This is a genomic window from Streptomyces sp. AK010 (assembly GCF_014207295.1).
Classification (GTDB): Bacteria; Actinomycetota; Actinomycetes; order Streptomycetales; family Streptomycetaceae; genus Streptomyces; species Streptomyces massasporeus.
In genome coordinates this window covers 133687-148562 of record NZ_JACHCX010000018.1, presented here as the reverse complement: position 1 = coordinate 148562, position 14876 = coordinate 133687, and the positions used below count along the sequence as shown (strand labels likewise).

The 14876-nt window shown below is 70.8% G+C and carries 12 protein-coding genes; 10 read left to right on the top strand and 2 right to left on the bottom strand.

The genetic code is table 11. From position 1 onward, the window contains the following. Window positions 1-181 precede the first annotated feature (181 nt). Entirely contained in the window at window positions 182-1057 is an 876-nt protein-coding gene (locus tag HDC93_RS29400) for a universal stress protein (RefSeq protein ID WP_185013897.1), read from the top strand. After that, window positions 1054-3435 carry a glycoside hydrolase family 65 protein gene (locus tag HDC93_RS29395; protein ID WP_185013871.1) on the top strand — a complete coding sequence of 794 codons (2382 nt, stop codon included), beginning with the start codon at window positions 1054-1056 and terminating at the stop codon, window positions 3433-3435. Before HDC93_RS29400 ends, HDC93_RS29395 begins: the two co-directional genes overlap by 4 nt. A 13-nt stretch (window positions 3436-3448) precedes the next feature. Here the strand turns inward: HDC93_RS29395 and HDC93_RS29390 are convergent, their stop codons facing one another. Together HDC93_RS29390 and HDC93_RS29385 are read right to left on the bottom strand one after the other, a co-directional pair. Then, entirely contained in the window at window positions 3449-4051 is a 603-nt protein-coding gene (locus HDC93_RS29390; RefSeq protein WP_185013870.1) for a 3'-5' exonuclease, read from the bottom strand. A 60-nt stretch (window positions 4052-4111) separates the two neighbouring features. Next, the gene (locus tag HDC93_RS29385; RefSeq protein ID WP_185013869.1) at window positions 4112-5734 is read right to left on the bottom strand and encodes a PucR family transcriptional regulator ligand-binding domain-containing protein; all 1623 of its coding nucleotides are present in this window, start codon (window positions 5732-5734) and stop codon (window positions 4112-4114) included. Window positions 5735-6016: 282 nt separating this feature from the next. On the opposite strand from HDC93_RS29385, the gene solA reads away from it, so the two are divergent. From solA to HDC93_RS29345, 8 genes are all read left to right on the top strand, one after another. Continuing rightward, window positions 6017-7150 carry an N-methyl-L-tryptophan oxidase gene (gene solA / locus HDC93_RS29380; protein ID WP_185013868.1) on the top strand — a complete coding sequence of 378 codons (1134 nt, stop codon included), beginning with the start codon at window positions 6017-6019 and terminating at the stop codon, window positions 7148-7150. 106 nt (window positions 7151-7256) lie between these two features. Continuing rightward, window positions 7257-7931: a haloacid dehalogenase type II gene (locus HDC93_RS29375; protein ID WP_185013867.1), complete on the top strand. Its 675-nt coding sequence runs from the start codon at window positions 7257-7259 to the stop codon at window positions 7929-7931. A gap of 151 nt (window positions 7932-8082) precedes the next feature. Continuing rightward, window positions 8083-9087 carry an extracellular solute-binding protein gene (locus HDC93_RS29370; RefSeq protein ID WP_398986874.1) on the top strand — a complete coding sequence of 335 codons (1005 nt, stop codon included), beginning with the start codon at window positions 8083-8085 and terminating at the stop codon, window positions 9085-9087. Further along, window positions 9080-10246, top strand: a complete 1167-nt coding sequence (locus HDC93_RS29365; protein ID WP_260419821.1) for an ABC transporter ATP-binding protein — start codon at window positions 9080-9082, stop codon at window positions 10244-10246. The genes HDC93_RS29370 and HDC93_RS29365 overlap by 8 nt, the downstream gene beginning before the upstream one ends. A 4-nt stretch (window positions 10247-10250) precedes the next feature. Further along, window positions 10251-11156, top strand: a complete 906-nt coding sequence (locus tag HDC93_RS29360) for an ABC transporter permease (protein WP_311774648.1) — start codon at window positions 10251-10253, stop codon at window positions 11154-11156. Next, window positions 11153-11992 (top strand): ABC transporter permease, encoded by an 840-nt coding sequence (locus HDC93_RS29355; RefSeq protein WP_260419820.1) that lies wholly within the window; start codon window positions 11153-11155, stop codon window positions 11990-11992. The genes HDC93_RS29360 and HDC93_RS29355 overlap by 4 nt, the downstream gene beginning before the upstream one ends. Before the next feature lie 109 nt (window positions 11993-12101). Continuing rightward, a complete protein-coding gene (locus HDC93_RS29350; protein WP_185013865.1) occupies window positions 12102-13382 on the top strand; it encodes an FAD-binding oxidoreductase in 1281 nt (426 codons plus the stop codon). Window positions 13383-13423: 41 nt separating this feature from the next. Continuing rightward, on the top strand, window positions 13424-14875 hold the full coding sequence (locus HDC93_RS29345) for an NAD-dependent succinate-semialdehyde dehydrogenase (RefSeq protein ID WP_185013864.1): 1452 nt from the start codon (window positions 13424-13426) through the stop codon (window positions 14873-14875). Window position 14876 lies beyond the last annotated feature (1 nt).

The window sequence follows — 14876 nt, the reverse complement described above, 5'->3', positions numbered from 1 at the left end:
TCCTCGGTGTGCCGGGGCGCCTCGGGCCGCCGATTTCAGCCTGGATCCGGGTCGTTCGGCGCACCACGGGCCGAACGGCCCTCACGAGGGACCGATCGCCCCCTCGCGAGCGGCTGAATCGGGTGCGACGGTGAGAGTGGGCCCGCACCATGCCGTGCACGAGGCGGTGGGAACGATGACGATGGAACGTCCGCTGGTCGTAGGGGTCGACGGATCGGACGGCAGCCTGCCCGCGGTCGACTGGGCGGTGGACGAGGCGGCCCGGCACGGCCTCCCCCTGCGGCTGGTCCACGGCTCCCTCTGGGAGCGGTACGAGGGCCTCACCCCGTCGACCGGTCCGGACCGCCCCGCCGGGCAGGTACGGGCCGACCACCTCGTCGCCTCCGCGGCGGAGCGCGCCGGGCGACGCAATCCCGGCGTGAAGGTGTCCACCGACGTCGTCCCCGCCGGTGCGACGGACGCCCTCCTGCGGGAGGGCGACAACGCCACCGCCCTGATCACCGGCTCGCGGGGCCACGGCGAGCTGCGGGGACTGCTCCTCGGCTCCGTCGGCCTGGCCGTCGCGGCGCGGGCCCACTGCCCGGTCATCGTGGTGCGCGGCGACAAGGCCGGCCTGGCCGGTACCCACCAGCGGATCCTGCTCGGCGCCGGCAGCCCCGACACCGGCGGGGAAGCGGCGCGCTTCGCCTTCCGCGAGACCGAGGTCCGCGGGTGCGTCCTGGACGCGGCCCGGGCCTGGCGCCGCCCCGCGCACGCATCCGCCGAAGCGTCCGACCGGGGCCACGAGGAGCGGGCCCGCGCCGAGCTCGACGAACTCCTCCGCGACGCCTCGGCCGCTCACCCCGGCGTCCGGGTGAACCGCACCGTGGTCGAGGGCCCGGCCCGCAAGGTGCTGGTGCACCGCTCGGCCGCGGCCGACCTGATCGTGGTCGGAGCCCGACGCCGGCAGGGCCACTTCGGGCTCCAGCTCGGCACGGTGGCCCACACCCTGCTGCACCACGCCGAGTGCCCCGTGGCCGTCGTGCCCCAGGGCGTCCCGGCGGAGACGCTCCCGTGACGGACCGGACCTGGGCGTACGAGGGATACCGCCCCGCGGAGGAACGGCTCCGGGAGTCGCTGTGCACCCTGGGCAACGGCTGCTTCGCCACCCGCGGGGCCCTGCCCGAGTGCGCGGCGGACGACGTGCACTACCCGGGCACCTACGCGGCGGGCTGCTACAACCGGCTCACCTCCGAGGTCGCGGGACGCCGCGTCGAGAACGAGGACCTGGTCAACCTCCCCAACTGGCTCCCGCTGCGCTTCCGCGTCCCGGGCGGGCCCTGGCTCACCCCCGACGCCACGGCCGTCCTCGACCACCGCCAGACCCTCCACCTGGACTCGGGCCTGCTGGAGCGCCGCACCCGGTACGCCCTCGGCGAAGGGCGGGTTCTGTCCCTGCGGCAGCAGCGGCTGGTGCACATGCGCGACCCGCACCTCGCGGCGTTGCGCACGGAGTTCACCACCGAGGACCGCACCGGCGAGCTGGAGGTCGAGGCCTGGCTCGACGGGGCCGTCGGCAACGCCGGGGTGCCGCGCTACCGCGACCTGGACGGCCGCCACCTGACCCACGTGCACACCGGCACCGCCGTACCCGGCACGGTCTGGCTGCGCTGCCGCACCCGCACCTCGGACATCCGCATCGGCATGGCCGCCCGGCTGACGGCCCGGGCTCCGGTCACGGACGCGCACGAACCGTCGCGCGCCGTTCAGCGCACCACGCTGTCCCTCGCCCCCGGCTCTACCGCCACCGTCGACAAGACCGTCGCGCTGCACACCTCACACGACCCGGCGATCAGCGATCCGCTGCAGGCGGCCGTGGACCGGGTGTCTGCGGCACCGGACTTCGACGGCCTGCTGGCAACGCACCGCATCGCGTGGAACCAACTGTGGCGTCGCGCCGAACTCGACGTCCCGGGAGAAGCCGGAGTCATCCTGCGCCTGCACCTCTTCCACGTGCTCCAGACCCTGTCCCCGCACACCGCCGACCTGGACGTCGGCGTACCGGCCCGCGGGCTCCACGGCGAGGCCTACCGCGGGCACGTCTTCTGGGACGAGCTGTTCGTCCTGCCCTACCTCAACCTGCACTTCCCCGAGGTCTCCCGCGGCCTGCTCCACTACCGCCACCGGCGCCTGGACCGAGCCCGCGCCGCGGCCCGGGACACGGGCCGCCGCGGCGCGCAGTACCCGTGGCAGAGCGGCAGCGACGGCCGAGAGGAGACCCAGCGCCTGCATCTCAATCCCCGCTCCGGCCGCTGGCTGCCGGACCACACCCACCTCCAGCACCACGTCGGTTCGGCGATCGCGTACAACGTGTGGCAGTACTGCGAGGCGAGCGGCGACGCGGAGTTCCTGCACACCAAGGGTGCCGAGATGGTGCTGCAGATCGCGCGTTTCTGGGCCGACTCGGCCACCTGGGACGAGAGCCTGGGACGGCACCGCATCCGGGGCGTCGTCGGACCCGACGAGTACCACGACGCCTACCCGGGGGCCGAGCGGCCGGGCCTTGACGACAACGCGTACACCAACGTCACGGCCGCCTGGGTCCTCACCCGCGCGCTGGAACTGCTGCGCACCCTGCCCGAGCCCCGCTGCCGCGAACTCGTCGAACGCATCGCTCTGGACGACGGTGAACCGGACCGCTGGGAAGAGGTCTCCCGCACGCTGCACGTCCCCTTCCACGACGGGATCATCAGCCAGTTCGAGGGCTACGGCGACCTCGCCGAACTCGACTGGGACGGCTACCGCGAGCGCCACGACGACATCCGGCGCCTGGACCGGCTCCTGGAGGCCGAAGGCGACAGCGTCAACCGCTACAAGGCGTCCAAGCAGGCCGACGCACTGATGCTCGGCTACCTCTTCTCGCCGTCCGAACTCCAGCGGCTCTTCCGCCGGTTGGGCCACCGGCTGGAGGAGGAGACCTGGCAGCGCACCGTCGACCACTACCTGGCCCGCACCAGCCACGGCTCCACCCTCAGCGGACTGGTCCACGGCTGGGTCCTGGCCCGGTGCCGACGCGCCGAGGCCTGGCAGTACTGCCAGGAGGCCCTGCGCGGCGACGTCGCCGACCTCCAGGGCGGCACCACCGGCGAGGGCATCCACCTCGGCGCCATGGCGGGCACCCTCGACCTGGTCCAGCGGGGACTGCCCGGCCTGGAGACGCGCGGCGGGGCGCTGTGGCTGGACCCCGTGCCGCTGCCGGAGCTGTCCTCGTACGGGTTCTCCCTCCGCTACCGGGGCCATTGGGGCATCCGGCTGCGGCTGGCGAGCGGGCAGGTGGAGATCACCGTGCCGCAGTCCGGCCTCCCGCCGATCGAGATCGCCCTGCCCGACCGCACGACCGGCATGCGGCCGGGGGAGACGTGCCGGCTGCTCCTCACGGACGATCACGGCCCGTGAGGAGCGCATCCCCTCAAGGGCGCGGCAGGCACCCCTCGGGCAGCATCGCTCCCGCGTGGCACAGGTGCGCGATGGCCGCGGCGAAGGAACGGCAGTCGAAGAGCGCGGAGTGTTCCCGCCCGTCCGCGGGCCGGGGAAGGCCGAGCATCTGCCACAGACGCCCGACGTTGGACGTCGCGGTCACCGGTGCCAGGGCGTTCAGCCACGGCCGGATGTTCAGGAAATGGGCGGGCAGGAATCCGTTCTCGACCTTCTCCCCACGGGCGCGCGCCCAGCCCAGGTTCGCCCCGAGAACGACCATGTCGTTGCCGTAGGACAGGACGGTCTGCCCCCGGCAGAAGCCCAGGAAGTCGCCCAGCGCCTCGGCAGGGGGCACTCCCTCGCGGTCCACCTGCTCCTGGCCGATGCCGGTGAGACCGGTGAAGTACGCGGACAGCCGTGGATTGACCACGGGCCGCACCAGTGCCTCGAACTCCTCCGCTACGGAGAAGTCCTCGCGCAGCCGCAGCGCCCCGATCTGCACGATCTCGCGAAGCTGCCCCGGTGCCCCCCAGTCCTGCTCCAGCGCCCCCTGCCAGGACGTGAACTCGAGGTCGAACACGACGAACGTACGCAAGAGGTCTCCCTGGCACACGGTGGCCGCCAGGCTACTCCCGAGCGGCGGCCGACAGGCCCGTCACGTGCCGGGTGCAGCCGTTCCCCGCGCGTCCAGGACCAGCACCGCGACGTGCAGGGACGTGCGCTGGAGGCCGGATTCCAGGTCGCAGCCGAGGAGTCGCTCGATGGTGTGGAGGCGTTGGTAGTAGGCCTGCCGGGACATGCCGGCCAGCTTCGCCGCGACCGACTTGTTCCCGGCGGCCGTCAGATGGGCGCGCAGCGCGGGCAGCAGGTCGCCGCTGTTGCGGTCGTCGTGCTCGATGAGACGGGACAGCTGCCGTTCCGCGTACCGCTGGAGGCGGGTGTCCTCGCGCAGGACGCCCAGGAGTTCGGGCAGCCCGACATCGGCGGGGACGTAGAACCACCGCTCGGGGGATGCCGGGGTGATGGCCTCGGCCGTCTGCTCGGCCTCCTGCCAGGACCGGGCGATCCCGGAGAGGTCGGTCACCCCCGGGCCGACGGCGACCACCGCCTCCTCGCCGAGTTCCTCACGGGCGAGACGGCCGATCCGCTCGGCGACCGGCTGCCAGGCGCTGGCCTGTGCCAGGGCGAGGAGCACGCCGATCCGGCCCGGAGCCGTCTCGCCGCACAGGGCGCGGACGCCCGTCTGGGTCAGGGCCTTCGCGATCCGCTCGTCGAGCTGTTCGCCCTCGCCGCCGTGCCGGGTGTGACGGATGACCACGGCGAAGAGGCGGTGCCCGAACGCCGGCAACCCCAGCGCCTCGGCGCGGGCACGGGCGTCGGCGGGGGAGCGGAACCGCCGTTCGTACAGGTCCCGCAGCACGGAGCGGTGGGCCCGGCGCTCCCACCAGGCCGGACCGGCCAGACGCGCCATGGTCAGCGCGACCGCCGCACGCTCCAGGACCAGGACGTGTTCGGGGTCGGGCTCGGTGTGCAGCCGGCTGTCCAGCAGGACCAGCCGCCCCCACGGCCCGTGATGGTCCTGCACGGGGGCGATCAGCCACCCCTCCGGGCCGCTCGGTGCGATCTTCTCCGGGGTCGGCGCCGCCCGGGAGCGCCGGGCCCAGGCCGACACGACCGGCTCGTACGGCCGGCCGAGCAGTTCGCACATCAGGACGCGATGGGTGAGATCCTCCAGCACCACCGGCGCTCCGGTCAGCTCCGCGGTGGTGTGCACCAGCTCCTCGGGACTCGCACCCCGCAGCGTCAGGGCGGTGAATATGTCCTGGATGTCCCTCCCGCGGCGCAGCAGCGCACCCTGGGCGTCCAGGATGAGCGCGTGCACCGTCTGCGTGACGTCGATGAAACGGACCCCGCGGGCCAGCTCGACGAGGGGCACGTCGCGGGCACGGCAGGCCGCCACCAGTTCCTCGGGCACCTTCCGGTAGCGGTGGCCGAGCTCCACGATCAGGCCGGCCGCGCCGACGTCGGCGAGCTGATCGACGTAGTCCCGCAGCTTGGAGGGGTCCTCCGGGTACGGCATGCCGGTCGTCAGCACCAGCTCACCGCCCTCGAGGAAGTCTGCGGGATTGAGCAGTTCGGTGACATGGACCCAGCGCACCGCACGGTCCAGCTGTGACGCACCGGCCAGAACGCGCGGCATCCCTTCCGTGAGCACAGGCAGACGAAGAACCTCCGTGATGGTGGGGAAGTGCCTGCTTACGGGGGGTCTGGGCGGCATAGAGGGTGCTTTCTTCCGAGGGATCGGGGTCACCCTCGCACCGGCCCCTCGCGGTGACAAGAGGGGGGCTCGCACTTTCCGAAGCGTGGACATCCGCCGTGACAGACCGTCTCGAGAAGGCCGCGAGGTGGAACAGAGTGTGGGTTGACCTGCATGTTCGTCCGGGTCGAAAGTGAACGCCATCCCCAGCGGGGCACGGACGGGAAGAGTCCGCACGGTGTCCGCCCGGTGCTGGGGACTCAACCGCCACCCCTGCCACCCTCTGGCGAAAGGAGCGACTTCATGCGCCGCACCCCGAAGCGCGTCGCCGTCATCGGCGCCGGCAGCATGGGCAGCCAGGCCATGTGGCGACTGGCCGCCCGCGGAGCCGAGGTCATCGGCTACGACCGGTACGCGCCGGGACACGACCGGGGCGCGGCCGGGGGCGAGACCCGCATCTTCCGCGCCGTGCACCTCGGCGACCCCGGCTACGTTCCCCTGCTGGGGCTCGCGGAGCGGATGTGGACCGGACTCCAGCGCGAAACGGGTCTCCCGCTGCGACGCCGCAGCGGATGCCTGGTGATGGGCGAGACCACCTCGCCCTCCATGCGCCTCCTCCTCGCCGCCAGCTCCACCCACGGGCTGGACCACGAGGTACTGGACCGGGAGGAACTCGCCCGCCGCTACCCGCAACACCGCCTCCCGGACGGGCACACCGCAGTCCTCGACCGGATGGGCGCCATCATCCGGCCCGAGGCGTCGATCCAGGCCGCCGCCACCCGCGCCGAGCAGCTGGGCGCCCGACTGCGCCGCTACACACCGGTGCGGGAGATCGCACCCGCGGCAGGCGGGGGAGTGCACATCGTCACCGACCAGGGCACGGATCACGTGGACACCGCGGTGGTGACCGCGGGCCCCTGGATCAACACCCTGCTCCCCGACCTGCCGCGCGCCGTCGACATCCGCCGGCTGATCAGCTCCTGGCACATCCCCACCCGCCACGACTGGTTCGCGGGCGGCGGCCCCGCCTTCGTCCGCAGCACACCCCACGACTGCTACGGACTCCCCTCGCCCGACGGCATCTCGGTCAAGCTGGGCCTGTCCTACGCCCGGTATCTGCCGGTCCCCGACCCCGAGCGGCTCGACCGCACGGTCCGGCCGGAGGAACTCGCCACCTTCCGTGAGCTCATCGGCGAGCTGATGCCCGATCTGAACCCCGACCCCATCCGGCTGGCGGTCTACATGGAGGGCTACACCGACTCCGGAAACCCGCTCGTCGGCCATCTCCCCGGCGAGGACGACATCATCGTCATGGCCGGATTCTCCGGCAGCGGCTTCAAACTCTCGCCCGCCATGGGCGAGATCGCCGCCGACCTGGCACTCGACGGCACGACGGACCATCCCGTCGGCTTCCTCGCACCGGCCGCCACCGTCTGAGCACCGGCCGACCCCGCTTCCGTTCCCCGCTCACGCCTCCCCGCACACACCTCCCGAACACACCCCTCCCGGCACACACCTCCCCGAACACATGTGGAGCACTCTCATGAGCAACCCCTCGTTCCGTCCGAAGTACGTCTCGTTCGACTGCTACGGCACGCTGATCGAATTCCCGATCACCCCCATCACGCGTGAGCTGGTCGGCGACCGGATCCCCGCCGAGCAATGGGACCAGTTCGTCCGGGAGTTCCGCGGCTACCGCTACGACCAGGTCCGCGGCGAGTACTACGCCTACGAGGAGGTGCTGCAGGACTCCTTCGAGCGGGTCTGCCGCAAGTGGGGCCTGAAGGCCGCCCCGGACGCCGGCAAGCGGTTCGCCGACGGCGTGCGCAGCTGGGGCCCGCACGCCGACGTGCCGGAACCGCTGAAGAAGATGGGGGAGCACTACAAGCTGGTGATCTTCTCCAACGCCGACGACACCTTCCTCGCGGAGAGCGTCCCCCGGCTCGGCGCGGACTTCCACGCGGTCTACACCGCGGAGCAGGCCGGCTTCTACAAGCCCCGCTACGCCGCCTTCGAGTACATGCTCGACCAGCTCGACGCCTCCCCCGAGGACTTCGTGCACGTCTCCTCGCACACCCGCTACGACCTGATGCCGATGCACGACATGGGCTTCCGCAACCTGATCCTCCTGGACCGCGGCTACGACCCCGTCACCCACGGCTACGACTACGTGCCCGTGAAGTCGCTGGACGAGCTCAACACGATGCTCGGCATCTGACCCGACCCCTCACTCCCGCACGGATTCCCCGAATCTCCAGCGATCTTCAGGAGGCACCGCCATGGAAGACAACCGGATAGGACGCAGAACCGTACTCCGTACCGCAGCAGCTCTGGCCGCTGCCTCGGCAGTGACCGGATGCGGATCCCTCATGGGTAGCGGCGAGAGCCGCACCTCATCGAGTGGCGGAAAGAAGCGGCTGGTCGTCAGCAACAGCGGTGGCGCCTACAACGACGCGCTGACCAAGGCGATCTACGAGCCCTTCACCAAGGAGACCGGCATCACGGTCACCACGGTCAACTACCAGTCGGCACAGGTCATCGCCCAGGTCAAGCAGGGCCGTCCGCAGGTCGACCTGATGGACAACACACTGCTGATCTTCCAGAAGATGGCCCGGCTCGACTGTCTGGAGCCGGTGGACCACGACCGGCTGAAGAGCGTCAAGGGCGCCGGGATCGCGGAGCATCACCTGCCGGAGCACGCGGTCGGCAAGAACGTCTGGGCGAGCCTGATGGCCTACCGCACGGACAGCCTGAAGCGTGCCCCGCAGGGCTGGGCGGACTTCTGGAACACGGACAGGTTCAGCGGCCCGCGCTCGCTGCAGAGCGTCGAAGCGGACTACCCGGAGCTGGAGTTCGCGCTGATCGCCGATGGCGTCCCGCTGGACAAGCTGTACCCGCTGGACGTGGACCGGGCGTTCGCGTCGATGTCGCGCATCCGCGGCGGCGTGAAGAAGTTCTGGAACACCGGCGCCCTCCCGGCGGTCCTGCTGGGCCGCAAGGAAGTCGTCATGACCAGCCTGTGGAGCGGCCGGGCGGACGAACTCATCAAGCAGGGGCAGCCGGTCGCCTACCAGTGGAAGGGCGCGCGCCGCCTGACCAACGGCTGGGGCATCCCGAAGGGCGCGGACAACACCGACGCCGCCTATGAGCTGATGGACTTCTCGCTGCGTCCCGAGGTGCAGGCCGCCTTCGCCAAGCTCTTCCCTCAGGGCCCCGTCGTCCCCGCCGCCACCAAGCTCCTGTCGGAGGACGTCCTGGCCACCCTGCCGACCTCGCCGCAGAACCTCAAGACCGGGTTCGACACCGATGTCGCCTGGTGGGACGAGAACCTGCAGGCGGTCACCAAGCGCTGGCAGGAGTGGGCGGATGCCTGAGCGGACCAACAGTCTCACCGCCGGGAAGCTGTCGGCTGACGATCTCGCCGCCGTCCTGGCGCCGCGGTCCAACGCTCCGACGGGCAAGTCGCTGTCGGTGGCGGGCCTGCGGAAGTCCTACAGCGGGACGACGGTGGTCGACGGGGTCGACATGGAGATCGCGGCGGGTGAGTTCGTCACCTTCCTGGGCTCCTCCGGCTCCGGCAAGACCACCACGCTGATGATGCTGGCCGGTTTCACCGAGCCCGACTCCGGCACCATCGAGGTGGACGGGCGCGACATCACGGCTCTCAACCCGGGCAAGCGCGACTTCGGTTTCGTATTCCAGCAGTACCTCCTCTTCCCCCACATGACCGTCGCGGAGAACGTCGCCTTCCCGCTCACCCTGCGCGGGGTGGCGAAGGCGGAGATCCGCCGCCGGGTGGGCGAGACCCTGGAGGCGGCCGGGCTGTCGAAGTTCGCCGGCCGCAAGCCCCGTGAGCTGTCCGGCGGCCAGCAGCAGCGCGTCGCCCTGTGCCGGGTCCTGGTCTACCGCCCCCCGATCGTCCTGATGGACGAACCTCTGGGCGCGCTGGACAAGAAGCTGCGCGATCAGATGCAGACCGAGATCAAGTCCATCCAGCGTGAACTGGGCCTGACCGTCATCTATGTGACGCACGACCAGGAAGAAGCCCTGGTCCTGTCGGATCGCATCGCCATCATGAAGGACGGCCGTATCGAGCAGTTCGACACGCCGCGCGGCCTTTTCGAGCACCCCCGCACCCCGTTCGTGGCCGACTTCCTCGGCGCGGCGAACTTCCTCACCGGCAAGGTCGAGGAGACGACCGCTGACGGATCCACCCCGGTCCGTCTGGACACCGGCGGTGTGCTGAAAGCCCGCGCCCACCCGTGCGCGCCGGGCCAGCGGGTGCGGGCGGCGGTCCGCCCGGGCAAGCTGCGCCTGGTCAGTGCCGAGGAGAGCTGTTGTTCCGGCACGGTCGAGACGGCCGTCTACGTCGGCTCACTCACCCGCATCACCGTCCGCCTGGACGGCGCCGCCCCCGGCACACCGCCCCTGCGGATCGAGACCGCCGCGACCCCGCCCCGCCCCGGGGAACGGGTCTGTGTCACCGCTCACCGCGAGGACGTCAGTGTCTTCGACGAGTCGGACGGGGGGTGACCCCGTGGCCGGCACCGTTCTCGCACCCGGCAAGGTGCGCGTGAAAGCAACGTCCGCGATGCGCGGGCATCGCTCCCGCATCGCCCTGATCAACGCCGTCCCCGTCACGGTGTTCCTGATCGTGCTGTTCATCTACCCGATCATCGGGGTGCTCTCCCTGAGCCTGAAGGGCGACAACGGCGCCTTCACGCTCCACTGGTACACCGACGCCCTCAGCGGAGCGAACCTCTCCGTCCTCATATCCACCCTGCGCATCTCGGCGGAGACAGCCGTGCTGAGCCTGCTGGTCGGCTTCGTGCTGGCGCACGCCATCGCCCGCATGCGGCCGGTGTTCGCCGCGCTGGCCATGCTGATCGTGGTCGTGCCGCACTTCATCAGTGCCCTGGTACGCACCTACGGCTGGATCATCATGCTCGGCGAACACGGCCTGATCAACACGCTGTTGACCTCCGCGCACGCCCCGGGCGCACCGTACTCGCTGCTCTACAACGAAACCGGTGTCGTCATCGGCACCACCTCGGTGATGCTCCCCTACACCGTCCTGATCCTTCAAGGCGTCATGCGCGGCGTCGACAGCCGCCTGCTGGCCGCGGCCGCCGGGTTCGGCGCCTCCCGCTGGACCATCTTCACGAGGATCTACCTGCCGCTGGTCGCTCCCGGGATCGGCACGGCCGGTCTGCTGAGCTTCATCCTCTGCCTCGGCTACTACATCACCCCCGCTCTGATGGGCGGTGACCAGCAGACCGTCGTCGCGGCGCTGATCGATCAGCAGGTCATGAAGCAGGACCAGTGGAACTCCGCCGCGGCCTTCGGCGTCATCCTCCTGCTGCTCACCTTCGCCGGCCTGGGCGTACTCGGCCTGGCCAAGCTGCGCCGCAAGAAGACCCACGAGCGAAGGAGCGGCTCATGATGGAACTGCCTCCCACCCGGGCCGGTCATGTCGGCCGGGCCCTGAGCGCCAGTGCGATCCTGCTGTTCCTGGCGATGCCCATCGTCATCATCCTGGTCACCTCCTTCGGCGCCGACGGCATCGGCACCTTTCCCCCCAAGGACTACAGCACCCGCTGGTATCAGCAGATGGCCGCACCCGGCGGGAACTGGGCCACCTCCATCGCCCTGTCCAGCCTGGTCGCCGCCCTGACCACGGTGTTCTCCCTGATCCTGGGCGTGACCGCGGCCACCGCCCTGGCCCGCGGACGGCTGCCCCTGCACGCCGCCGTCTACGGCCTGGTCCTGGCCCCCATGCTCATCCCCCAGGTCGTCATCGCACTCGGCCTGTTCCTGTTCTTCGAACCCGCCGGCATGCTCGGCAGCCCCCTCGCGATCGCCCTGGGACACACCGTGCTGGCCGCGCCCATCGCGATCCTCATCATGATCTCCACCCTCAAAGGCATCGACGAACGCCTCGAAGACGCCGCCGCCAGCCTGGGCGCCAGCCGCATGACCATCGCCCGCCGCATCACGTTCCCCCTGGCCACCCCCGGCCTCATCGCCGCAGCGGTGTTCTCCTTCATCACCAGCTTCGACGAATTCTTCATCGCCCAGTTCCTCTCCACCCCCGACACCCGCACTCTGCCGGTCCTGGTCTTCAACGCCCTCCAATTCGACGTCGACCCGACCGTCACCGCCGTCAGCGCCGTCCTCATCGCCCTGGCCGTCCTCGCCCTCGCCCTGGTCGCCCTCGTCCGCAAGCTCGGCGGCCACCGCACCGGCCAGAGTGCCCTCCCGGTCGAACCCCTCACCTGACCTTTCCGCCCGGAACGGACCGTGCCACCCGCCGACAGCACCGTCGGCCGGGCAGCCCAGTGCGCCCGGCCGCGATGCCCTCTGAACCACCTCCCGCAGGAGACCCCACATGAAGACGATCCCGTTCTGGATGGAAACCGCCGGGCCGTTCCCCGACCGCTCCGGCAAGCCCCTCCCGGAAGACACCGACCTCGTGGTCATCGGCGCCGGTCTCACCGGCCTGTCCACCGCCCTGCACTCCGCGCGCAAGGGCGCCCGCGTCACCCTGGTCGAGAAGAGCCAGGTCGGCTCCGGCGCCTCGGCGCGCAACGGAGGCATGGCCAACCTGGGCTTCACCATCGGTGTGAACCAGGCCATCCGCCGGTACGGCCTCGACCGGGCCCGTGAGATCTACACCTCCTACGGCGAGGCCGTGGACACCGTCGAGCGGCTCGTGACAGAGGAGTCCATCGACTGCCAGTTCCGTCGCGTCGGACGCCTCGGTGTCGCGTCCCGCCCCGCCCACTTCGAGAGCAAGAAGACCCAACAGCGCGACCTGGCACGCCACTTCGGCCACGAGACCGTCCTGGTCGGCAAGTCCGAGCTGCGCTCCGAGATCGGCTCCGACGCCTACCACGGCGGCCTCCTCGACCCGCTCAGCGCCGCACTGCACGTCGGCCGCTTCGTGCGCGGCATGGCGGAGGCGTGTGAGCGCGCGGGTGTCCAGATCCACGAGCGCAACGCGGCCATCGGTGTGCGGCGTACCGCCACCGGCCGTTACGAGGTCAGCACCGAGCGCGGTGTGATCCGCGCCGGGCAGGTCATGATGGCCACCGACGCCTACACGGACAGAAACTTCCCCTGGCTGCGCCGCCAGCAGGTCTGTCTGGGCAGCTTCATCATCGTGACCGAGCCGCTCGGCGAGGAACTCGCCCGGGACGTCATCCCGAAGGCCCGACTCATCGTCGACTCGAACAACCTCTGCCACTACTTCCGGCTCACCCCGGACAATCGGCTGCTGTTCGGCGGCCGGGCCCGCTTCGCACCGTCCGACCCCACCTCGGACAAGAAGAGCGGAGCCGTCCTGTTCCGTGAGATGTGCGAGATCTTCCCCCAACTCTCCCGGACGAGGATCGAGTACGTGTGGGGCGGCTCCGTCGGCTTCGCCATGGACCGCATCGTGCACGCCGGGCAGACCGAGGACGGCGTCTACTACTCCATGGGCTACGCGGGCCACGGCGTGCAGATGGCCACGCACATGGGGCAGGTCATGGCCGAGGTGATGGACGGCCACCCCGAGGCCAGCCCCGTTCGCGACATCGCCCCGCCCCGCATCCCCCTCTACAACGGCACCGCCTGGTTCCTGCCCTTCGCCGGCGCCTACTACAAGACGCTGGACCGCATCCGCTGACCGGTCGGCACACCTCTTACGCTCACAAGGAGATACCCACGATGACTGTCGTCCGTGATGTTCCCAAGCAGTTGTTCATCGGCGGTGGTTGGCACAGCGCCGAGTCCGGACGGACTCTGTCCGTCGACAACCCGGCCACCGGCGAGGAGTTGTGCCGGGTCGCCGACGCCTCGCCGGCGGACGGGCAGCGCGCCGTCGACGCCGCGGTCGCCGCGCAGGCCGCCTGGGCCGCCACTGCGCCCCGCGTGCGCAGCGAGATCCTGCGCCGCGCCTACGACATCATCATCGCGCGCACCGAGGACCTCGCGCTGCTGATGACCCTGGAAATGGGCAAGCCCCTGGCCGAAGCCCGCGCCGAGGTCGCCTACGGCGCCGAGTTCTTCCGCTGGTTCTCCGAGGAAGCCGTCCGTGTCGACGGCGGCCTGATGACCGCCCCGGACGGCCGGAACCGCCTGCTGGTCACCCGCCGGCCGGTCGGCCCCTGCCTGCTGATCACGCCGTGGAACTTCCCCCTGGCGATGGGCACCCGCAAGATCGGCCCGGCCATCGCCGCGGGCTGCACCATCGTCCTCAAACCCGCCCCCCAGACCCCCCTGACCAGCCTCGCCCTCGCCGCGATCCTGAAGGAGGCCGGCCTGCCCGACGGCGTCCTGAACATCATCACCACCACCGACGCCGCCGGCGTCATCGAACCCCTCCTGCGCGGCGGCCGGATCCGCAAACTCTCCTTCACCGGCTCCACCGGCGTCGGCCGCCTCCTGCTCGCCCAGTGCGCCGACACCGTCATCCGCACCAGCATGGAACTCGGCGGCAACGCCCCCCTCATCGTCTTCGACGACGCCGACCTCGACACCGCCGTCGAAGGCACCATGGTCGCCAAGATGCGCAACATGGGCGAGTCCTGCTGCGCCGCCAACCGCATCTACGTCCACAGCTCCCTCGCCGACGAGTTCGCCCGGCGCCTCGCCGCCCGCATGGCCGCCCTCACCGTCGGCGACGGCACCGAACCCGGCACCGACGTCGGCCCCCTCATCGACGTCGCCGGCCGCAGCAAGGCCCACGACCTGGTCCAGGACGCCGTCAAGCGCGGCGCCACGATCCTGACCGGCGGCGAACTGCCCGAAGGACCCGGCTGCTTCTACCCGCCCACCGTCCTCACCGGCATCGCTCCCGAGTCGCAGATCATCGACACGGAGATCTTCGGCCCGGTCGCGGCGATCCGCACCTTCGACACCGAGGACGAAGCCGTCACCGCCGCCAACGACACCGAATTCGGCCTCGCCGCCTACCTGTTCACCCAGAACCTCGACCGCGCCCTACGCGTCGCCGAACGCCTCGAAAGCGGCATGATCGGCCTCAACACCGGCCTCGTCTCCAACCCCGCCGCCCCCTTCGGCGGCATCAAGCAATCCGGCCTCGGCCGCGAAGGCGGCACCGTCGGCATCAACGAATTCCTCGAATACAAGTACATCGCCATCCCCACCGGAGCCTGAC